Origin of the sequence: Faecalibacterium sp. Marseille-Q4164 (genome assembly GCF_017377545.1) — a bacterium.
Taxonomy (GTDB): domain Bacteria; phylum Bacillota; class Clostridia; order Oscillospirales; family Ruminococcaceae; genus Faecalibacterium; species Faecalibacterium duncaniae.
Genome location: NZ_JAFREJ010000001.1, coordinates 458,454 through 478,268 on the forward strand (window position 1 = coordinate 458,454; position 19,815 = coordinate 478,268).

The window sequence follows — 19,815 nt, forward strand, 5'->3', positions numbered from 1 at the left end:
TTTTTTCAGAGAAACAGGATCGTTCCAACTTCAACCACCTCGTTTTTGCCAAATGGTAAAGGGCTGCCGGGAAAGTTTTGGGTAGCTGCGCCGGGTCACACCGTCCGGCGAGAGCGGCACCTCGGGGAAGATGACATCCCGCAGGTAGGGCACACCCAGCGCCGAGACCCGGGTCAGCCCAAATAACACGCCCAGTGCGCAGGCGGCAAGTCCCACCGGGCCAGCCACCCCTGCTGCCAGCAGCACCACCAGCCGCAGAACAGTCGCCACCTCGTAAAGCGAGGGCGTGACGAACACCGCAATGGACGCGGCAGCAGCGGTCAGGATGACCGGTGTGCTCATCAGTCCGGCGGCAATGGCGGCATCCCCGATGATGAGGGCCGCGATCAGGCTGACAGAGTGCCCCAGGGTCTGGGGCATCCGCAGGCCAGCCTCCCGAATGATCTCCAGCATCAGGATCACCAGAAGCATTTCCCCAAACAGCGGCAGCGGCGTTGCCTGCTCGGCGGCCTCGATTTTGAACAGCAGCTGGGGCGGCAGGAGTTCTGGCAGGTAGACTGCCCAGCAGACGAACACGCCCGGTAGGAAAATGCTCAGGTAGAACGAGATATATTTCAGCACCCGCAGAAAGGATGCAAAATAGGCCGTTCCTGCATAGTCATCCAGGCATTCAAAGTTTTCGCAGAACAGGGTGGGCAGGATCAGCGCTGAGGGGCTGCCATTGACCAGAATGACGAATTTCCCCTCTCGCAGCTTTGCCGCTGCCACAATAGGCCGTTCGGTATAGCGCACAGGAGCAAAGGTTCGGATCTTACAGGGAAAGAGCCATGGTACAAAGTAGCTGGAATCCAAAAGCAGCTGCGGCCTGGCCCGTTGCAAGGTCTGCCGCACCTTTTGCACCGCTTTTGGGTCTGCCGTATCCCGGCAGTAACAGAGAGCATACTCCGTTTTCATCTCACAATCGGCTTGATTGATCTCAATGACCAGAGCATCATTGCGGAAGCACCGCCGCAGCAGACTGGTATTCACCCGGAGCAGATCCGCAAAGCCTTCCCGGGAGCCGCGGAGATTTCCCTCCCCTGCCGGTTCATCCACCGAGCGGGCGTTCAGGCTCTGCACCGAAAAGGCGATACCTTTTGCGCATCCGTCCAGCAATAGCACTGCCATGCCCGCTGTCATCCGCCGGATCAGGGCCTCCCAGTCCTCCACAGGGTCAGGCTCTGCGGGCAGTGCGGAGTGCTCAAACAACAGCGCAAACACCTGTTCCCCGGTCAGCTGTTCTGCCGGGCCGGGCGGTGTGCGGCGGCTGGCGGCATCCAGCAGCAGCTGCCACAGCCCTTTCAGGCTGGCCATTCCATCAAACAGAACGATGGCTCCTTTGCAGTGGTAAAGCTCAAGCTCCTTCGCATAAAAATCTGCCGATTGGCCAAACCTAGCGTTGAGCTCCGCAAGGTTTGCCGCCAGATGGCTGGAAAGCTGTTCCATTTTGCCGCCCCCTTTCTGGTAGCTTGTCCGCCGGGGCGGCGGTTATACGCTGGGAGGTGTTCCGGTTTGAAACTCTTGATCTTCCGTACCATTCTGATCTATCTCTGCGTCCTGTTTGCCATGCGGCTGATGGGCAAACGTCAGCTGGGGGAACTGCAGCCTGAGGAACTGGTATCCACCATCCTCATCTCCAATCTGGCTTCCATCTCCATTGAATCTGAAGAAGTGCCGGTCACAGCCAGTCTGATTCCCCTCTTTCTCATTGCAGCGCTGGAGCTGCTGGGATCGATCCTCAGCTTCAGAAGCCAGCGCTTTTTCAACCTGATGTCCGGGCGGCCCAAAACCGTCATCCTGAATGGTAAGATCGATCAGAACGCTCTGCGCACCCTGCGGCTGACTGCCGCCGATCTGATGGAGGCGCTGCGCGGCAAAGATGTGTTCGACCCCCGGGATGTCTCCTATGCGGTCGTGGAGACCAACGGCAGTCTCTCGGTGGCTCTGCGCCCGGAAAAGGAACCGGCTACCCTCGCCGACCTTGGGGCAAGGGTACAGCGGGCACAGGCCACCATCCCCTTTGTGCTGGACGGGCAGGTGCTTGCCGAAAACCTGACCACCTGCGGCAAGGATGCTGCCTGGCTGGAACGCACCGCACAGGCCAACAGCCTGCTTCTGGAAGAGATCCTGATCCTGGCGGGCAACGATACCGAGGATTATTTTCTGCTGAAAAAGGATCCTCGTCAAACGGCGGGGCTCCGGCAAGGGGGTGCGGCATGAAACGTATTTATGTCTGCATTGGCATCGTAGTCCTGCTGCTGGCGGCAGCCTTTTACAGCAGCTTCCGGGTACAGCAATTCGCGGAGGATATCTCCAATGACATCGACACCGCCATGGAGGATATCCGGAACAGCGATCTGACCGGTGCACGGCAGGCACTGGCCGAAGGAGCCGAGCTCTGCGACACCATGCGGGAGGGCATGAACCACCTGCTCCGCACGCAGGACTTCACGGAGCTGGAAGCCGCCCTGCGCGCCGCCGATGGCCATCTGGAACTGAATGCACCCGAGGAAGCCTTCGGGGAACTGCGCCGGGCGCAGGTTCAGGTAGAGACCCTGGCCTGGCTCTCCCATCGTATTCTTTGAGGGTATTTGTACTGAGCTGAACATTTGAGGTGAGCACAACAAAAAGCCAGGCTTTCTCGTGAAGTTCACGAAAAAGTCTGGCTTTTAACGCTGGAACCTTAGTTTTTCTCTTTGCGGTCGCCCATCAGCTTTTTCAGCTCTGTGAAAAAGCTCTCGACATCGGCAAACTGCTGGTAAACCGAAGCAAAGCGGACATAGGCCACTTCATCGATCTTTTTCAGCTCCTGCATGGTCAGTTCACCAATGCGCACACTGGATACCTCGCGGTCATAGGAGCTCATCAGGCTTTGCTCAATGCTGCTGACAGCCCGTTCCAGTGCATCGTAGCTCACCGGGCGCTTGGCGCAGGCCCTCAGCATTGCGTTGAGCAGCTTCTGACGATCAAAAGGCTCACGGGAGTTATCCTTTTTGATGACGATCAGCGGGACGGTCTCCACCACTTCATAGGTCGTAAACCGCATGCGGCAGCGCAGACACTCGCGGCGGCGGCGGATCCGCTCACCGTCTTCGGTCGGGCGGGAATCGATGACCTTGGATTCCTCATCGCCGCAATAGGGACATTTCATAAATCGTTCCTCCTGATGTTGGTTCTTGGCCTGTCGGGCAAAACACGGTCAGGCTTTTTTGGTTTCAGCCTTTTTGCTCTTGCGGTCGTTCCACAGCACCCAGGCGGAGGTGGAAACACAGAGCGAGGTATACACGCCGCTCAGCATACCCATCATCAGCGGGAAGGCAAAGGTAAAGATGCTGTCCAGACCGTACAGCTTGGAGACCACGCACATCACTCCCAGTGCCATTACAGTGGTCACCGTAGTGATGATGGTACGGCGGGCAGACTGGTTGACCGAGTGGTTGACCAGCTCCTCGAACGGGGTCTTTTTCCCCATCAGGGCACGGTTCTCGCGGATGCGGTCATAGACCACAACCGTATCGTTGATCGAGTAGCCCAGAATGGTCAGCATGGCGGCAATAAAGTTGCCGTCCAGCGGGGTGCGCAGCAGCACAAAGGTGCCAAACACCACCATCAGGTCGTTCAACAGGGCCAGCACAGCCATCAGGCCACCGGTCAGGCCGCCGATCTTCTTGAAACGGAAGCCGATATACAGCAGGATGAGCAGCAGGGAGAACACCACAGCCACCAGACTCTTCTGCAGGAACTTGGTGCCCATGGCAGCGCTGACATTGCTCAGGGACAGCTGGGCAAAGGCATTGTCCGGGTACTGTTCGTTCAGGGAGGTCAGCAGATTCTCCACCTGATCGGTGGTCACGGTCTCGTTGCCGGGCATGGAGATCTTCAGGGTCTGCTCCCCGGTGGCGACATTCTCGCCGGTCTGCAGGGTCAGGCCGTTGTTTTCCAGTGCGGTGGAGGCGGTCTTCTGAACTTCGGAGGTGCTGATCTCACCCTGATAGCTCAGGGTGATCATGGCACCGCCCGTAAACTCCGTATCCAGCCGGACACCGAACACTGCAGCACACAGGATGATGGCCGCCATCAGGCAGGTGGAGATGGTCAGGAAGCGCTTGCGCAGGCCCACAAAGTCGATGGGCTTCTTTTCCTTGACTTCCTTGCCGGGTTTGACAGCACCATAGAGCCAGGGATTCCGCAGGGCCTTGATGGAGGCTGCACCGCGGATCATCACACGGGTGGCAAACACGCCGAACACAAAGTTCAGCAGAACGCCGGTCAGCAGCGTGTAGCCAAAAGCGTAGATGGTGCCTGCGGTGGAGGGCCCAAAGGCAAAGAACACGAAGTGCAGAGCCTTGGCGAACAGGCCGTCAGAGGGGCCGAAGGCACCCATCAGCACGATCGCCACAATGACGATGGTCACGTTGCCATCAATGATGGGGGTCAGACCGCGGGCAAAGCCGCTCTTGAGCGCGCCATCCAGAGATTTGCCGTTGTTCAGCTCCTCCTTGATACGCTCGGCGGTGATGACATTGGCATCCACACCCATACCAATGGCCAGGATGATACCTGCGATGCCTGGCAGAGTCAGGGTAAAGCTCTCAAACACCGGGAAATAGCCGGAGACGAAAGCCAACGTTGCCGCCACCTGACCGGCCAGTGCAATGCAGGCCAGGAAGCCGGGCAGACGATACAGCAGCGTCATCAGCACCACGATGAGGGCATAGGCAATGAGGCCGGCCAGCACCATGGCGCTCAGGCTGTTCTCGCCCAGGCTGGGGCTGACAGTGGAATAGCTGTCCACAGTCAGGGCAAAAGGCAGTGCACCGGAATTGATCTGGCGGGCCATCTTGACCACGTCCTCCTGCGTGAAGGGATTGGACGCGGAACTGGTGATGATGGCGGCACCATCGGTGATGGCCGCATTGACCGTTGCGGTGCTCACGTTCTGATCATCCAGCCAGATGCTGATGGTTCCACTGCTCTGGTAGAGCTCCGTGGTGGCATCCCCGAAGGCCTTGGCACCCTCGTCGTTGAACTTGAGGGCCACATAATATTCGGATGTACTGCCGCTCACCGGGCCGTACTGAGCAGCTGCGCTCTCGACCATGGAGCCGTCCAGGATCAGTTCGCCGTCTGCACTGCTTCCCTTGCGGAAAGTCAGGTAGGCGGTGCTGCCGATCTCTTCAATGGCGGCTTCGGGGTCAAAATCGGTCTCGCCGGACTGCCACGGAAACTCCAGGATCAGGCGGTCGGAGTCATAATCCACATACAGCTCGTAGTCGGTCACGTTCAGGCCGACCAGACGATTCTCAATGACCAGCTGGGCAGCGTCCAGCTGATCATCGGTGGCATCGTAGTTGTCCGAGGGGGCAAACGTTACGTTGACACCGCCCTTGATATCCACGCCAAAGCGGATATCCTGCGCTCCCTTGATGTAGGTCTTGGTCACATCACCGTACTTGACTGCCACACCAAAGAATGCCGTGTAGACAAACGCGGCGACCAGGAGCACTGTGACAACAAGCTGCCATGCTTTGCCTTTCGTCTTCATAAAAAACAGGAAACCTCCAAAATATAATAAACCTCCGCCGCGCAGAAAAACCTCTGCACGGAGGAGATTTTTTGCAGAATAAAACGCTTACTCTGCCTTTTCGGCCAGTAGCTTTTCGATGACTGCCAGCTTTACGCAGACGCAGAGCAGATCAGATGCGGTCTCCACCTCGTCCAGGCTGGGATAGGTGGGCGCGATACGCAGGTGGGAATCCTGCGGGTCCTTGTGGTAGGGATAGGCGGAACCGGCACCGGTCAGGGTCAGACCGCACTCCTTGCACAGCTGGGCCACACGCTTGGCGCAGCCGGGCATAACGTACAGGCTGATGAAGTAACCGCCCTTGGGGTTCGTCCAGTGAGCGATGTCGCCGCAGGGGGTCAGCTCCTCGGAAAAGGCCGTCTTGACGGCATCAAAGCAGGGGATCAGGCGGCGGCGGTGCTTTGCCATGTGGGCCAGCACACCCTCTTTGTTCTTCAGGAAGCGGACATGGCGCAGCTGGTTCATCTTATCATAGCTGATGATCATCACGGAGAAGCGCTTGCACATATACTTCATGGAGTCCACGCTGCATGCAATGGCGGAAACACCTGCACCGGGGAAGGTGATCTTGCTGGTGGAGGTGAACATGAACACACGGTTCTCCGTGCCGTACTTCTTGCTCTCGTTCAACAGAACAGGGGTCTCGATGATCTCCTCGGTCAGGTGGTGGACGATGTAAGCCTCATCCCAGAAGATCTTGAAATCAGGAGCAGCGGTCTTCATCTTGGCCATCCGGTCAATGGTCTCATCGCTGTAAGTATAACCATCCGGGTTGGAATACTGGGGCACGCACCAGATGCCCTTGATGGTGTCATCCTCGGCCACCAGCTTCTCCACAATGTCCATATCGGGGCCATTGGGGGTCATGGGCACGCTGATCAGCTCAAAGCCGTACTCCTCGGTGATGGCAAAGTGGCGGTCATAGCCGGGCACCGGGCAGAGGAACTTGCGCTTTTCCACCTGAGACCAGGGGCAGGGAGACTCAGGGAAGCCGAACACATAGCCAATGTTGATGAGGTTGTACATCAGCTGCAGGCTGGAGTTGCCGCCCACGAACACTTCCTCGGGCTTGACACCGAACACATCCGCAAACAGGACACGGGCCTCGTGCAGGCCCTCAAGATCACCATAGTTGCGGGCATCGGTGCCTGCGTCGGTGGTGTAATCGTTCATCTGCAGCAGACCCATTGCCAGATCCATCTGGTGAGGGCCGGGCTTGCCACGGGCCATGTTCAGCTTCAGGTTCATGGCCAGAAACTTTTTGTACTGCTCATTCAGCTTTGCCTTTTCGGCAGTGAGCTCCTCACGATTCATCTCAAGATAGTTTGCCATTGAAAAACACACTCCTTTATCGTACTTCCAATTTCCCACAGTATCCGATGCCGGGTGTTTCAGGAGTTCCTGCCAGAGAGTTCTCCCACCACAGTCATCCAGACTTTAATATTATACCGCAACTCCGGGCGCGAAACAAGCGAATTGCAAAAAAAGCCCCGCCAAAGCCGAAGCATTTGGCAGGGCATCCCTTCCCTGCTGTCTGCAGAGTGCAGATATCAGCTCAGGGCGGTCTGGTTCTTATACCGTTTGCGCACAGCGCCGTATTCCAGATGGGCCTCGCCGCCCTCCACGGTGTCCTTGTCGATGGTGACACGGATGATGGTGGGGTCATTGGGCACATCATACATGACAGGCAGCAGGATGCCTTCCATGACGCTGCGCAGACCGCGGGCACCGGTCTTGCGCTCAATGGTCTTGCGGGCGATCGCGTGGAGGGCCTCGTCGGTGAACTCCAGCTCTACACTGTCCATGCTCAGCAGCTCTTTGTACTGCTTGACCAGGCTGTTGCGGGGCTCCTTGAGCACGCGTACCAGTGCGTCCTCGTCCAGATCATCCAGCACGGTGATGACCGGCAGACGGCCGATCAGCTCAGGGATCAGGCCAAACTTGACCAGATCGTGAGGCTCCACCTTGCGCAGCAGGGCACGCTGGGCATCCTCGGAGTTGTCCTTCAGGCTGCTGCCGAAGCCCAGTGCAGAGCGATCGGTGCGGCGCAGGATGTATTTATCCAGGCCATCAAAGGCACCGCCGCAGATGAACAGGATGTTGGTGGTATCGATCTGGATAAACTCCTGCTGGGGGTGCTTGCGGCCGCCGTTGGGCGGCACGTTGCTCACGGTGCCCTCCAGGATCTTCAGCAGCGCCTGCTGCACACCCTCGCCGCCCACATCACGGGTGATGGAGGGATTCTCGCTCTTACGGGTGATCTTGTCGATCTCATCAATGTAGATGATACCCACCTGTGCCTTCTGCACATCAAAATCCGCCGCCTGAAGCAGCTTGAGCAGGATGTTCTCCACATCCTCACCCACATAACCGGCCTCGGTCAGGGTGGTGGCATCCGCAATGGCGAAGGGCACCCCCAGCATCTTGGCCAGGGTCTGAGCCAGCAGAGTCTTGCCGACACCGGAGGGGCCCAGCAGCAGAACGTTGGACTTCTGCAGTTCCACATCCGCACCTTTGCCGCTCAGGATGCGCTTATAATGGTTGTAAACGGAGACCGCCAGCACACGCTTGGCCTCATCCTGACCAATGACATACTGGTCCAGCCCGTTCTTGATCTCAGCCGGGGTCAGGATATTGATATCCAGACCATCCACAGCCTGCATCCGGGTACGGCTTGCGCCGCGGCCCGGGCGGCCGTTTGCTTCCGGGTGCTCCGGCTGATCCGAGAGCAGATCATGGCACAGGCCGATGCACTCGCTGCAGATGTTGACACCGGGGCCGATGATCATCCGTTCCACTTCGTCCTGATGCTTGCCGCAGAAGCTGCACACCAGGTCTTTTTCATTTTTGCCGGAATTGTTGTTTGCCATAACTGTTATTCCTTATTCTGGGTCTTTGCGCGCAGGGCTCTCCCCCGCGCCTTTCAGTTTCAGCGGTGGGCGATGACCTCATCGATCAGGCCGTATTCCTTGGCTTCCAGCGCGGTCATATAGTTATCGCGCTCGGTGTCCAGCTGGATCTTCTCCAGCGGCTGGCCGGTGTAATCGCTGAGCATGTGATTCATCTTATCGCGGATATACACCATGTGCTCAGCGTGGATCTTGATATCAGTGGTCTGGCCGGAAAGGCCGCCGCCCTGACCGCCGATCAGCGGCTGATGGATCAGGATCTCGGAGTTAGGCAGGGCAAAGCGCTTGCCCTTGGTGCCGCTTGCCAGCAGGAAGGCACCCATGGAAGCGGCCATGCCCATGCAGATGGTGGAGACATCACACTTGATATACTGCATGGTATCGTGGATGGCCATGCCCGCGCTGATGGAGCCGCCGGGGCTGTTGATATACAGGCTGATATCCTTGTCCGGGTCCTGCCCTTCCAGGTACAGCAACTGCGCCACAACAAGGCTTGCGGAGGTGTCGTTGACATCCTCGCTCAGAACGATGATGCGGTCATTCAGCAGACGGGAGAAGATATCATAGGAACGCTCACCATGTGCCGACTGTTCGACAACGTAAGGAACAAAACTCATAAAGTTCGCCTCCTGATACGAAAAATGATTCTATTTGCAAAATTGACCGATACGGCAAAAGAAACAGGGCCGTATCGGTCAATTTTAACAACCTTTGTTTACAGGGTACGCTTCAAACAGCGTTTCCTGCAAATTGCGGCCTTGGCAGCTGGATTATTCAGCGTCCTCGGTCTTTTCAGCCTCAGCGGCCTTCTCCACGATGTTGGCGTGGCTCTTGATGAAGTCGATGGCCTTGTTGATTGCCAGATCCTTCTTCAGGTCGTCAACGTTGACCAGCTCACGGACCTTGTCCTCTTCCATCTTGTACTGGTCAGCGATGCGCTTGATCTCAGCGGAGACATCCTCCTCGGAAGCCTCGATGTTCTCAGCAGCGGCAACAGCCTCCAGAGCCAAGCGGATCTTGACCTGCTTCTCAGCCTGAGGCATAAAGGAAGCACGGAACTGATCCACGGTCTGGCCCATATACTTCAGGTAGTCTTCCAGGCGCAGACCCTGCTGCTCCACACGGAAGGCGAAGTCATTGACCATCTCGTCCATACGGGTATCGTACATAGCCTGGGGGATCTCAGCCTCCATGCTCTCGATGACCTGATCGACCAGAGCGTTCTCAACAGCCAGGTCATCCTGCTTGTCCAGCTGCTCCTGGTTGTCCTTGCGGATGGACTCCTTGAACTCTTCCAGAGTGTCGTACTCGGAGCAGTCCTTAGCCAGCTCGTCATCCAGAGCGGGCAGCTCCTTGTACTTGACCTCGTGCAGCTTGATCTTAAAGACAGCAGCCTTGCCAGCCAGCTCAGCAGCCTGATACTCCTCGGGGAAGGTGACGTTCACGTCGAACTCCTCACCGGCGGAGTGGCCAACGATCTGATCCTCGAAGCCAGGGATGAAAGAGCCGCTGCCCAGGGTCAGGTTGTAGTGCTCAGCCTTGCCGCCCTCAAAAGCGACACCGTCCACAAAGCCCTCGAAGTCGATATCAGCGATATCGCCATTCTCAGCAGCACCCTCGCGGGTCAGCTCACGGGCGTTGCGCTCCTGCACGCGCTTCAGCTCTGCATCGACGCTCTCGTCGGTAACAGTATGGACAGTCTTCTCAACGGTCAGACCGTTGTAGTTGCCGACCTTGACTTCGGGCATCACAGCGACCTTGACGGTCAGGGTCACGCCCTCGGTCTCGCTGGCAGCATCCACGGAAACCTCGGGACGGCCAACGGGCTCGATGCCAGCTTCCTTCACAGCTGCCTCGTAAGCAGCGGGGAACAGCTCATTGATGGCATCATAGGTAAAGACATCAGCGCCGTACATCTTCTCGATCAGAGAACGGGGAGCCTTGCCCTTGCGGAAGCCGGGCACGGAGTACTTCTTGCCCTCCTTCTTGAAGACATCGGCCACTGCGCCCTTAAAGGCCTCAGCGTCGATGGAGAACTGCAGCTCTGCCATGCTCTTCTCGAGCTTTTCGCACTTGATGAAATTCATTTTGTGTATCCTCCACTCAAAAATTCTATTGCGTTGGGGACAGGTTTTCTTCCCTGTCTCCTGCAACCGCGCACCGCGTCCTGTATCTTCTGTTTGCGAAATGCGGGGACGCGCGCGCTCAATTGGGTGCAACAATCGCGTCAAAACTTATTATAGCACGTTCCAGACACAATTGCCAGACCAAATTTTGACTTTTTGTTCTTTTTGCCCACACTTCCCACCTTTAATTGATGCGGTAGGGGCAGAAACGCAGGCCATCGGCACTGACAAGCTTATACCGGATGCCGTCCACATCGCCCTGCACCGCGTACCGGATGGCGTTTCCGTGCAGGTGGCCGTAGTAACAGCGGGTGATGCCGTAGGCCTTCAGGGTGGCCACGATCTCAGGGGCACTGGTGCCGGTGTAGACCGGCGGATAATGCAGGAACACCAGCTTCTCCAACCCCGGTTCCGCAGCATCCAGGCTCATTTTTAAGCGCCCGATCTCGCGGTTCATCACTTTTTCATCGTGGGGTTCTCCCACATCGAACAGCCAGCCCCGGGTACCGCACAGCGCATACCCCTCCACAGAGTAGGAGTTGTTGTGCAGGATGTGCAGGGTGTCAAAGCCCTCAGCCTTGAGGTAAGCGTTCATCTTGTTGGCCGTGGTCCACCAGTAATCGTGGTTTCCCTTCATGATCAGCTTCTGGCCGGGAAGCTCCTGTAAAAACGCAAAATCCCTGCGCGTATCGTTCAGGCGCATGGCCCAGCTGATATCCCCCGCCAGCACGATGGTGTCCTCGGGTTTGATCAGCTTGCGCCAGTTGCGCTCCAGCCGCTCCATATAGCCGTTCCACCCCGGAAAAACATCCATGGGTTTGGAAGCGCCCAGTGAAAGATGGGTATCGCCAAGCACATAAAGTGCCATTCATTTTTCTCCTGTTCTAAGTCCGGCAGGACAAGGTTTATTCCTGATAGCTCAGCGCCACCTGTGCGATCTGCTCCGGGTCGATGACGGTATTGAACCGCTCGGCCTTCTGCCGCAGGGCAGCAAGGCTTGCGGGTGCAGTGCGGCCGGTGGCTGCTTCCAGCTCCTGCATGGCCTCAAAGTCGTTCTGCGGGGCAGTGTGGCCCAGAGCCTCCAGCACGCTGCGGGGGAACTTGTAGGGGGAGGCGGTGGACAGCACTACCATGGGCACACCCTCGCGCTTGTGACGGCCCGCCACATGGAAGGCCACAGCGGTGTGGGTATCGCAGAGATAGCCATCCTGCTCATAGCGGGCACGGATCTCCCCTGCCACCTCTTCCTCGCTGCTCCAGCCGCAGCCAAAGCTTTCCCGAATGGCGGCCAGCGTCTCGGGCCGGACGGTATAGCTGCCGGTTTCAGACAGGCTCTTCATCAGGCTCGCCACCTCGGCATCGCTGCCGGTGACGTGATAGAGCAGGCGCTCCAGATTGGAGGACACCAGAATATCCATGCTGGGAGAAGTGGTCTTGAAGAATTCCCGCTTGGCAGTATAAGTACCGGTGGTCAGGAAATCGGTCAGGACGTTGTTCTCATTGGAAGCGCAGATCAGTCTGCCCACCGGCAGGCCCATCTGCTTTGCATAGTAGCCCGCCAGAATATCGCCAAAATTGCCCGTAGGCACACAGAAGTCCACCTTGTCACCAAAGCGCACCTTCCCTGCCTTGAGCAGCTGGGCGTAGGCGGCAAAGTAGTAAACGATCTGCGGCACCAGACGGCCCCAGTTGATGGAGTTTGCACTGGACAGGCGGATGTTCCGCTTTGCCAGCTCGGCAGCAATGGCTGGGTCGCCAAAGACCTTCTTCACGCCGGTCTGGGCATCATCGAAGTTGCCGCGCACAGCGTAGACCGCCACATTTTCGCCTTCCTGGGTCACCATCTGCAGGCGCTGGATCTCACTGGTGCCGCCCGTGGGGAAGAACACCGCGATCTCCACACCCGGGATATCGTGGTAGCCATCCAGCGCGGCCTTGCCGGTATCGCCGCTGGTCGCCACCAAGATCAATGTTTTCTCGGTGCGGTCAAGATTTTTCTTTGCCTCCACCAGCAGCTTCGGCATCAGCTGCAGGGCGTAATCCTTGAAGGCGCAGGTCGGGCCGTGCCACAGTTCCAGAGAGTACACCTCATCCGAAACAGGGGCCAGATAGCCCGCCTTTCCGCCAAAGGCCGCACCATAGGTGGCCTTGGCGGCCTCCTGCAGGAACTCCTGCGAATAATCAGTCAGATACTGCCCCACGATGGCAGCAGCCATCTCGGGGTAATCCAGCGCACAGATCGCCTTGACATCCACCTGCGGGAAGCTCTGCGGAACAAACAGACCGCCCTCATCCGACAGGCCCTGTGCAATGGCCTGAGAGGCACTTACCACGCGGTTATGATCTCTCGTGCTGAAAAACTGCATTGTCGTCGCTCCTTTTTGCCAGCGGGGCCCGCATTGGCCCCATGTTTGTGGCAGCGGCAAAAGCCTTTTTCTGCCTTTTCCCACCAATGCACCCCGCATTACGCGGTAAATGCACCCTTTATAATATGTACCATCCAGCGCCCGCTGTCAAGAGGGGTCACCTCGGCAACGTCAAAACGAATCGGTTCATCACTCTGTCCGGTGTGCTGGAGATAATATTCCGCGGTGCGGATGAGCCTGCGCTGCTTGGCAAGGGTCACGGCCGCAGCAGGCGCAGCCAGCGGGTCGGGGCTGCGGGTCTTGACCTCACAGAGCACCAGTGTGCCGTCCGGCTCCCGCAGGATGAGGTCGATCTCCCCCATCCGAGTGCGGTAGTTGTGGGCCACCAGCTCACATCCCTGCTTCTGGTAATACCGTGCGGCCACAGCCTCACCGGTGCGGCCGGCCTCAGCCCGATCCATCACTTGCCCTCCGGCCAATAGCCCTGCTTTTTCAGGAAGCTGCGGCGGTAGAAGGGCTGGATCCCGTACTGCTCGATCAGTTCATAATGGAGCTTGGTCGGATAACCCTTGTGTTTTGCCAGCTGATACTGCGGGTACTGCTTGTCCAGCTCCATCATATAGCGGTCACGGCTGACCTTTGCCAGGATCGATGCCGCGCCGATGCTGGCGCTGGTGGCATCGCCCTTGACCACCGGCTGGGCGGGGAGCTCCAGCGCAGCCGGGACACGGTTTCCGTCTACCAGCACAAGATTCGGTACAATGTCCAGTCCTTCCGCAGCCTGCTTCATGCCGCTCATGGTGGCGTTCAGGATATTATCCCGGTCGATGATCTCCGGGCCTACAAAGACGATCTTATAGGCCAGCGCCTTGTCGCAGATCTCATCAAAGAGGGCTTCCCGTTTTTTCTCGGTCAGCTTCTTGGAGTCGTTGATGCCGTACACCGGCTTCTCCGGATCAAGGATACAGGCCGCCACAACGACCGGACCGCACAACGGGCCGCGGCCCGCTTCATCCACACCGGCAAAAAAGCCGTACTGCGCACGGATGGCGGCATCATACTCGTACAGAGGGGCAGAGATCTCCTCGTCAGAACGCCGTTTCATTCGTCGTCCTCCTCGGCAAAATCCGCCAGATCATCCCGCTGGGGCGGGCGCTCCAGAGAGATGCGGCCCCACTTGCAGGCGCGGAACTCGTCCACCAGCATGATGGCACAGCGTTCGGTGTTCACCTCGCCGCCGCGCACCAGCAGACCGCGCTTGCGGCCGATGGCCTCCAGCAGTTCGTAGGGCGGCAGAGCCAGCGTCTCTGCATCCAGCTTGTAGCGCTGGGCCACGAGATCGGGGTAATTGCGGCGCACCTCATCCAGCAGGTTCATGGCCAGTTCTTCCACATCCAGAATATCATCCTTGATGGAGCCGATGAAGGCCAGATTAGAAGCAATGGTCTTGGAATCAAACTTTTTCCAGAGCACGCCGGGCATATCCAGCAGGTCAAACTTTTCGGTGCTGACCCACTGCTTGCCCTTGGTCACGCCGGGGCGGTCGGCCGCCTTGGCACGGGCAGAACCTGCAAAGGTGTTGATGAAGGTGGATTTGCCCACGTTGGGGATGCCGCAGAGCATCACCTGAGTTTTGGCACCACCCATACCACGGTTCTGGCGGCGCTCCAGCAGCGAGGCCAGCTCCTTTTCAATGGCGGTCTGCACCGCCTTGGCACCGCCCTTCTGCTTGGCGCTGATGGCCACACAGCCTGCATCGGCGGCGTGGAAGTATTTGATCCACTCCTCTGTCACAGCAGGATCGGCCAGATCTGCCTTGTTCATCACATAGAGCTTTGGCTTGCGGGCCGTAATGCGCTCCACCTCGGGGTTCAGGCTGGAAAGTGGAATGCGGGCATCCAGCAGCACCAGACTGGCATCCACATGCTGGATCTCCGTCTCCATCATCCGCAGGGTCTTGGTCATGTGGCCTGGGAACCATTGGATGTTATATTGATTTGCAAAGCGGGTATCGTTGTTCATTTTACCACCCCAAAATCCGAAAAGGGCAAAAAGCAGAGCAGCACTTTGCCCAGAATATCGCGTTCATCAATGCAGCCCACATAGGACGAGCGGCTGTCCAGCGAGGCGTTGCGGTTATCGCCCATCACAAACACCGTGCCCTCCGGCACCGTGTACGGAAACGTTACGTCATAGCCAAGATAGGTCGGTTCAGCGATATAGGCTTCCTGCAGCACTTCCCCGTTCACCGAAACCGTGCCCGCCTGATAATCAATGTTCACCACATCGCCGCCTTTGGCAATGACACGCTTGACCAGCGGCTTACCGTAGGCTGTGTAGCTGTCCACGATGACCACATCGCCCCGCTGGGGCTCGTAGCCCGCGCCCCAGACGATCAGCTTATCGCCGTTCTGCAGGGTGGGCACCATGGATTCGCCGTCCACCTGAATGATGCGGAAGAACAGCGAGAATACCAGCACCAGCACCAGCGCGGCGGAGATCAGCGCCTCGTACCACTCAAACACATTCTGTCCGCGCACAGTTTCCTGTGTTGAAGTATGCTTTTCCATTTCCCGATGCACCTCACAATCTTGTCTGGCCCGGAATAAAGAAAAAAGGGACAACAAGTTGTCCCTTTTCTCCCGGTTTTACGCGGGGATCATCAAATATCGCTCTTGACCTTAGCAGCCTTGCCGGTACGACCACGCAGATAGAACAGCTTGGCGCGGCGGACCTTGCCCTTGCGGACAACGGTGACCTTCTCAACGAAGGGGCTGTTGATGGGGAAGACACGCTCAACGCCGACACCGTAGGAAACGCGGCGAACGGTAAAGGTCTCTGCAACGCCGCCGTGCTTCTTAGCAATGACGGTGCCCTCGAAAGCCTGGATACGCTCACGCTCGCCTTCCTTGATGCGAACGTCAACGCGGACGGTATCGCCAACGTTGAACTGGGGCTTCTCAGCCTTGATGCTGCCTTCAGAAATAATCTTCAGTGCGTCCATTTTTGAATCCTCCATTTGTTTTTAGACGTTCATGCACGGCACCTTGCCGTCAGAGGACCGCCCGTTTAATGATATTGTCATTAACCCCGCTGTGGTATCAGCGGACACTAACGCCTTAATAGGATAGCACAAAACGCCCGTAAAATCAAGCGATTTGCCCAAAATAATCCCAAAAATTTTCTGTTCTGCCCAAAAGGCATTCTTTGCCCGGGAAATCAGGCAAAGAGCTGCCGATTCGCCGTCAGGAAGCGCTTGCGCAGGATGCCTGCGCTGGCGGCAGGCAGACCAAACTTTTCTTCCAGAAAGCCGGTGAGCAGCGAGGGATTCAGGTTCAGCTCCTGTGCGGCAGGCAGGCAGAGCTCCATGCAGACACGATCCCCTGCGGTGGTATATTCCACCTGCGGAATGTGATCCTTGAGCTCTACGATCTTTTTGCCCTTTTTGCTGTGCTTTTCCACCGGGGCGCTTTCCAGCGCGTTATACTGTTCCAGCACAGCCGCTGCCGCTGCCGGGTAGGTGATCTGGTAGCAGGCAAAGGCGATGAGGTCAGCCTTCATCTGCACCGGGCCCACATGGGTGATGCGGATGCCGGTGGGCATGATGGCGTTCAGTTCGGTCTGCCACTGGGCAAAGTCCGGGTTCTCAGCCTCAGTCTTGACATCCACGCACTCACACTCGCTCTCCTGCCCCAGCGAAAGCGGGCAGGCAAAGGTCATGTAGATGTGGGGGTTGAAGCCCAGCGTGTGCCACACAGGCAGGCCGCTGCGCTTGAGCACCCGCTGCATCACCCGCTGCAGATCCAGCAGGGAGATGTAGGAGGCCTCATTCTTTTTCTCAAACGAGATTCTGACTGTAATCAAAGCAGGGACCTCCTAACAGATGATTGGCACCGCAGCCATGGCAGGCGCGGTTGCAGGGCTGGGTGGTCTGGGCGGCAAGGGCCTTGTTGTACTCCCGCACCAGATATTCGTGGGTCACACCGTAGTCCATGTGGCTCCACGGGGTCACCTCGTCCAGCCCAATGGGACGCTGGCAGTAGAACTTGGGATCAATGCCCAGATCCTCAAACACCTGCATCCAGGTATCATACTTGAAGCACTCTTCCCAACCGTCAAAGTAACAGCCCCGTTTGTAGGCTTCCAGAATAACAGGAGCCAGACGGCGGTCGCCCTTGGCGAACACACCCTCCAGAAAACTGGTGGTGCTGTCGTGATAGTTCACCTTGATCTTGCGGCTGTGGACGCTTTCCAGCAGGTGCTTCTGCTTGGCCTGCAGGCTTTCCTCCGTGTCCATGGGCACGAACTGGAAAGGCGTGTGGGGCTTGGGCACAAAGCAGGCACAGCTGATGGTTACCTGCACACCCCTGCCCTTGGCGTGCCTGGGGTTGGAGTAATAGAGATCTACCACCTTCTGGGCGGTCTCGGCAATGCCCTCGATGTCCTCCATCGTCTCGGTAGGCAGACCCATCATAAAGTAGAGTTTGACCGAGGAATAGCCGTTGGCAAAGGCCAGTGAACAGGTCTTTTCGATCTCGTCCCAGGTAACATTCTTGTTGATGACATCCCGCAGGCGCTGGGTACCGGCCTCGGCCGCAAAGGTCAGGCCGCTCTTGCGCACCTTGGTAGTCTTTTCAATCAGGCTCTGGGAGAAGTTGTCCATCCGCAGGGAGGGCAGCGAGAGGCTGACGTGCTCCTTGGGGGCCCACTCATTCAGATCATCCAGCAGTTCTTCCAGCTGGCCGTGGTCGGAGGTGGACAGGCTGGACAGGCTCAGCTCCTCATAGCCGGTGTTGGCACACAGATCCTGTGCCGCCTTATTCAGCAGACTGGCATCCCGCTGGCGCATGGGGCGGTACAGGAAGCCTGCCTGACAGAACCGGCAGCCGCGCACACAGCCGCGCAACACCTCAATGCTGGCGCGGTCCTGGATGGCCCCCACCATGGGCACAACAAAGTTCGTTGGCGGAGCAAACTCGTTCAGATCCTTGATGATGGCCTTGGTGATGACCGCCGGGATGCCCGGCTCGTTGGGGGTAATGGCCTTGACCCGGCCGTCCTCAAAGTAGGTCACATCGTAGAAGGCAGGGATATAGACCCCGGGGATCTTTGCAATGCGGCGCAGCAGCTCCTTTTTGGAGACACCGCCCTCTTTCTTGGCACGCTCGATCTCGGCGCAGATGGAAGGCAGCTGGTTCTCACCTTCACCCAGCTGGATGACATCAAAGAAATCCGCAATGGGCTCCGAGTTGCAGGCGCAGGGTCCGCCCGCCACGATCAGGGGCCAGTGCTCGTCACGGTCCTTTGCGTAGAACGGAATGTGTGCCAGATCGAGCATGGCTAGAATGTTGGTATAGGAAAGCTCGTACTGCAGGGTAAAGCCCACCGCATCAAAATCGGTCAGGGGGTCCTTGCTTTCCATGGTGTACAGGGGCAGGTCCAGCCGCTCCATCTCAGCCTTCATATCCAGCCAGGGCATAAAGGCCCGCTCACACCACCAGTTCTCGTGGCTGTTGAGCAGCTCATACAGGATCTTCTCACCGAGGAAGGACATGCCCACCTCGTAGGTATCCGGGAAGCAGAATGCAAACCGGACATCCACCTTTTCTTTGTCTTTATACACGCTGCCCGGTTCGCCGCCGGTGTAACGGCCCGGCTTCTGCACCCGGCCCAGCGCTTCTTTTAGCTTGGGATCAAACATCAAGTTCCTCCATTGACAGAACAGTTTTACTTCATTCGTTTTATTGTACCCGATTCTGCCGGGAAATGCAATCATTGTTTTGGAGGCACCACCATCCGCACGCCGCCAGCTGTGCCCCATCCAGCGGCGGGATGGGCAGGAGGTTGAAGGCCCCAGTCAGGAGGTTGGCCGCCAGAAAGGCACTGGCCCGGATGGTGGCCCGCTGTTCCAGCCGAAGTATCCAGAGCCCGGCCAGCACAAAATTCACCGCAGGGCCTGCCGCGGCAAGGAGAGCGGTCTGCCACAGGGTCATTTCCCTGCCCCGGGTGCGCATACAAAAGCCGGTAAGGGTGACTTCAATGACCGGAAACTGCCCAAACAGGGCAAGATATACTCCGATGTGCCCCCACTCATGCAGGAATGCTGCCAGCAGCCCCAGCCGCAGAAACCCGCTTGCATCGAAATAGAGCAGAACGTACAGCGTCCCGCAGAGCAGCAGTGGGTCCCGGAACACAAGCGGCCCATACCGGAATCGATGCCGCATCATGGCAGGCTCAGTGCGGCAGAAGGATCATACCGGATGCCGCCTGTCAGAAATTCAAAGTGCAGGTGTGCCCCGGTGGCACGGCCCGTCTGTCCGGCAGTGCCCAGCCGCTGGCCCGCTGCAACCACCTCCCCGGCCCGGACATAGAGATACTGCATGTGGGCATAGAGCGTTTCCTGCCCGTCCCCATGGGTCAGCCGGACATAGTTGCCGTAAGCGGTTCCACGCCGGGCGGCGGTCACCACGCCGTCCAGTGCCGCAAGGACCGGTGTGCCCTCCTCGCAGGCAAGATCCACGCCCCGGTGGAAGGCTTTTTCCCCGGTAAAGGGATCCTTCCGCCAGCCATAAGGGTCAGAGACACGCCACGCCGCCGTTTCCAGCGGGAAGCAGAGGATCTGCCCCGGCTTTGCCTGTTTCAGGCTGGCTCCCGCCGGGACATTTTTGCCCGCACAGACCGGGAGCACCCTGCCCGCCAGCAGAATGATCAGCAGCACCGTCAGAGCCAGCACCGCCGCCCGTTGATATCGCTTGTGTTTCCCTGCTCGTCCATGTTTTGCCTGCATCTTT

General features: G+C 58.1%; 20 protein-coding genes. 2 read left to right on the top strand and 18 right to left on the bottom strand.

Features of this window, described 5'->3' with window-relative positions:
* Positions 1–30: 30 nt before the first annotated feature.
* Complete coding sequence (locus J3352_RS02205) at positions 31–1,485, bottom strand: spore germination protein (RefSeq protein ID WP_156065751.1); 1,455 nt, start codon at positions 1,483–1,485, stop codon at positions 31–33.
* A 66-nt stretch (positions 1,486–1,551) separates the two neighbouring features.
* Here J3352_RS02205 and J3352_RS02210 point away from each other — a divergent pair, with 66 nt between their 5' ends.
* Together J3352_RS02210 and J3352_RS02215 are read left to right on the top strand one after the other, a co-directional pair.
* Positions 1,552–2,259, top strand: coding sequence for a DUF421 domain-containing protein (locus J3352_RS02210; RefSeq protein WP_156065753.1), 708 nt, complete (start codon positions 1,552–1,554; stop codon positions 2,257–2,259).
* Positions 2,256–2,624 (top strand): DUF4363 family protein, encoded by a 369-nt coding sequence (locus tag J3352_RS02215; protein ID WP_156065755.1) that lies wholly within the window; start codon positions 2,256–2,258, stop codon positions 2,622–2,624. Before J3352_RS02210 ends, J3352_RS02215 begins: the two co-directional genes overlap by 4 nt.
* Positions 2,625–2,722: 98 nt before the next feature.
* On the opposite strand, the gene nrdR is transcribed toward J3352_RS02215, so the two are convergent.
* The 17 genes from nrdR to J3352_RS02300 form a co-directional block, all read right to left on the bottom strand.
* The gene (nrdR, locus tag J3352_RS02220; RefSeq protein WP_005934334.1) at positions 2,723–3,190 is read right to left on the bottom strand and encodes a transcriptional regulator NrdR; all 468 of its coding nucleotides are present in this window, start codon (positions 3,188–3,190) and stop codon (positions 2,723–2,725) included.
* A gap of 48 nt (positions 3,191–3,238) precedes the next feature.
* Positions 3,239–5,584, bottom strand: coding sequence for a protein translocase subunit SecF (gene secF, locus J3352_RS02225; RefSeq protein ID WP_156065757.1), 2,346 nt, complete (start codon positions 5,582–5,584; stop codon positions 3,239–3,241).
* An 87-nt stretch (positions 5,585–5,671) separates the two neighbouring features.
* The gene (locus J3352_RS02230) at positions 5,672–6,955 is read right to left on the bottom strand and encodes an aminotransferase class I/II-fold pyridoxal phosphate-dependent enzyme (protein ID WP_098922302.1); all 1,284 of its coding nucleotides are present in this window, start codon (positions 6,953–6,955) and stop codon (positions 5,672–5,674) included.
* A 218-nt stretch (positions 6,956–7,173) separates the two neighbouring features.
* Positions 7,174–8,493 (bottom strand): ATP-dependent Clp protease ATP-binding subunit ClpX, encoded by a 1,320-nt coding sequence (gene clpX, locus J3352_RS02235; protein WP_097771158.1) that lies wholly within the window; start codon positions 8,491–8,493, stop codon positions 7,174–7,176.
* A 59-nt stretch (positions 8,494–8,552) separates the two neighbouring features.
* Positions 8,553–9,149, bottom strand: coding sequence for an ATP-dependent Clp protease proteolytic subunit (locus tag J3352_RS02240; protein ID WP_097771159.1), 597 nt, complete (start codon positions 9,147–9,149; stop codon positions 8,553–8,555).
* Positions 9,150–9,302: 153 nt separating this feature from the next.
* Positions 9,303–10,619 carry a trigger factor gene (gene tig, locus J3352_RS02245; RefSeq protein ID WP_156065759.1) on the bottom strand — a complete coding sequence of 439 codons (1,317 nt, stop codon included), beginning with the start codon at positions 10,617–10,619 and terminating at the stop codon, positions 9,303–9,305.
* Between the two features lie 223 nt (positions 10,620–10,842).
* Entirely contained in the window at positions 10,843–11,526 is a 684-nt protein-coding gene (locus J3352_RS02250; protein ID WP_097771945.1) for a metallophosphoesterase, read from the bottom strand.
* A gap of 37 nt (positions 11,527–11,563) precedes the next feature.
* Complete coding sequence (gene thrC, locus J3352_RS02255) at positions 11,564–13,024, bottom strand: threonine synthase (protein ID WP_156065761.1); 1,461 nt, start codon at positions 13,022–13,024, stop codon at positions 11,564–11,566.
* A gap of 98 nt (positions 13,025–13,122) precedes the next feature.
* Positions 13,123–13,485: a YraN family protein gene (locus J3352_RS02260; protein WP_156065763.1), complete on the bottom strand. Its 363-nt coding sequence runs from the start codon at positions 13,483–13,485 to the stop codon at positions 13,123–13,125.
* Entirely contained in the window at positions 13,485–14,129 is a 645-nt protein-coding gene (rnhB, locus tag J3352_RS02265) for a ribonuclease HII (protein ID WP_156065765.1), read from the bottom strand. Before rnhB ends, J3352_RS02260 begins: the two co-directional genes overlap by 1 nt.
* The gene (gene ylqF / locus J3352_RS02270; RefSeq protein WP_005934353.1) at positions 14,126–15,046 is read right to left on the bottom strand and encodes a ribosome biogenesis GTPase YlqF; all 921 of its coding nucleotides are present in this window, start codon (positions 15,044–15,046) and stop codon (positions 14,126–14,128) included. The genes rnhB and ylqF overlap by 4 nt, the downstream gene beginning before the upstream one ends.
* Complete coding sequence (lepB, locus tag J3352_RS02275) at positions 15,043–15,594, bottom strand: signal peptidase I (protein ID WP_005934355.1); 552 nt, start codon at positions 15,592–15,594, stop codon at positions 15,043–15,045. The genes ylqF and lepB overlap by 4 nt, the downstream gene beginning before the upstream one ends.
* A gap of 92 nt (positions 15,595–15,686) precedes the next feature.
* A complete protein-coding gene (gene rplS / locus J3352_RS02280; protein ID WP_035394456.1) occupies positions 15,687–16,028 on the bottom strand; it encodes a 50S ribosomal protein L19 in 342 nt (113 codons plus the stop codon).
* A 215-nt stretch (positions 16,029–16,243) separates the two neighbouring features.
* Complete coding sequence (locus J3352_RS02285) at positions 16,244–16,888, bottom strand: TIGR03936 family radical SAM-associated protein (protein WP_156065767.1); 645 nt, start codon at positions 16,886–16,888, stop codon at positions 16,244–16,246.
* A complete protein-coding gene (locus tag J3352_RS02290) occupies positions 16,863–18,725 on the bottom strand; it encodes a TIGR03960 family B12-binding radical SAM protein (protein ID WP_005934358.1) in 1,863 nt (620 codons plus the stop codon). The genes J3352_RS02285 and J3352_RS02290 overlap by 26 nt, the downstream gene beginning before the upstream one ends.
* A 40-nt stretch (positions 18,726–18,765) precedes the next feature.
* Positions 18,766–19,251, bottom strand: coding sequence for a peptidase (locus tag J3352_RS02295; protein ID WP_156065769.1), 486 nt, complete (start codon positions 19,249–19,251; stop codon positions 18,766–18,768).
* Complete coding sequence (locus tag J3352_RS02300) at positions 19,248–19,811, bottom strand: M23 family metallopeptidase (protein ID WP_156065771.1); 564 nt, start codon at positions 19,809–19,811, stop codon at positions 19,248–19,250. Before J3352_RS02300 ends, J3352_RS02295 begins: the two co-directional genes overlap by 4 nt.
* Between the last annotated feature and the right edge of the window lie 4 nt (positions 19,812–19,815).

What these genes read in the sequence shown, in the direction of transcription:
- ylqF (WP_005934353.1), bottom strand. Translation starts at nt 15,046, where the DNA reads ATGAACAACGATACCCGCTTTGCAAATCAATATAACATCCAATGGTTC.
- nrdR (WP_005934334.1), bottom strand. Translation starts at nt 3,190, where the DNA reads ATGAAATGTCCCTATTGCGGCGATGAGGAATCCAAGGTCATCGATTCC.
- J3352_RS02250 (WP_097771945.1), bottom strand. Translation starts at nt 11,526, where the DNA reads ATGGCACTTTATGTGCTTGGCGATACCCATCTTTCACTGGGCGCTTCC.
- clpX (WP_097771158.1), bottom strand. Translation starts at nt 8,493, where the DNA reads ATGGCAAACAACAATTCCGGCAAAAATGAAAAAGACCTGGTGTGCAGC.
- rplS (WP_035394456.1), bottom strand. Translation starts at nt 16,028, where the DNA reads ATGGACGCACTGAAGATTATTTCTGAAGGCAGCATCAAGGCTGAGAAG.
- thrC (WP_156065761.1), bottom strand. Translation starts at nt 13,024, where the DNA reads ATGCAGTTTTTCAGCACGAGAGATCATAACCGCGTGGTAAGTGCCTCT.
- J3352_RS02205 (WP_156065751.1), bottom strand. Translation starts at nt 1,485, where the DNA reads ATGGAACAGCTTTCCAGCCATCTGGCGGCAAACCTTGCGGAGCTCAAC.
- J3352_RS02230 (WP_098922302.1), bottom strand. Translation starts at nt 6,955, where the DNA reads ATGGCAAACTATCTTGAGATGAATCGTGAGGAGCTCACTGCCGAAAAG.
- J3352_RS02300 (WP_156065771.1), bottom strand. Translation starts at nt 19,811, where the DNA reads ATGCAGGCAAAACATGGACGAGCAGGGAAACACAAGCGATATCAACGG.
- secF (WP_156065757.1), bottom strand. Translation starts at nt 5,584, where the DNA reads ATGAAGACGAAAGGCAAAGCATGGCAGCTTGTTGTCACAGTGCTCCTG.
- J3352_RS02240 (WP_097771159.1), bottom strand. Translation starts at nt 9,149, where the DNA reads ATGAGTTTTGTTCCTTACGTTGTCGAACAGTCGGCACATGGTGAGCGT.
- J3352_RS02260 (WP_156065763.1), bottom strand. Translation starts at nt 13,485, where the DNA reads ATGGATCGGGCTGAGGCCGGCCGCACCGGTGAGGCTGTGGCCGCACGG.
- rnhB (WP_156065765.1), bottom strand. Translation starts at nt 14,129, where the DNA reads ATGAAACGGCGTTCTGACGAGGAGATCTCTGCCCCTCTGTACGAGTAT.
- J3352_RS02215 (WP_156065755.1), top strand. Translation starts at nt 2,256, where the DNA reads ATGAAACGTATTTATGTCTGCATTGGCATCGTAGTCCTGCTGCTGGCG.
- J3352_RS02290 (WP_005934358.1), bottom strand. Translation starts at nt 18,725, where the DNA reads ATGTTTGATCCCAAGCTAAAAGAAGCGCTGGGCCGGGTGCAGAAGCCG.
- tig (WP_156065759.1), bottom strand. Translation starts at nt 10,619, where the DNA reads ATGAATTTCATCAAGTGCGAAAAGCTCGAGAAGAGCATGGCAGAGCTG.
- lepB (WP_005934355.1), bottom strand. Translation starts at nt 15,594, where the DNA reads ATGGAAAAGCATACTTCAACACAGGAAACTGTGCGCGGACAGAATGTG.
- J3352_RS02295 (WP_156065769.1), bottom strand. Translation starts at nt 19,251, where the DNA reads ATGATGCGGCATCGATTCCGGTATGGGCCGCTTGTGTTCCGGGACCCA.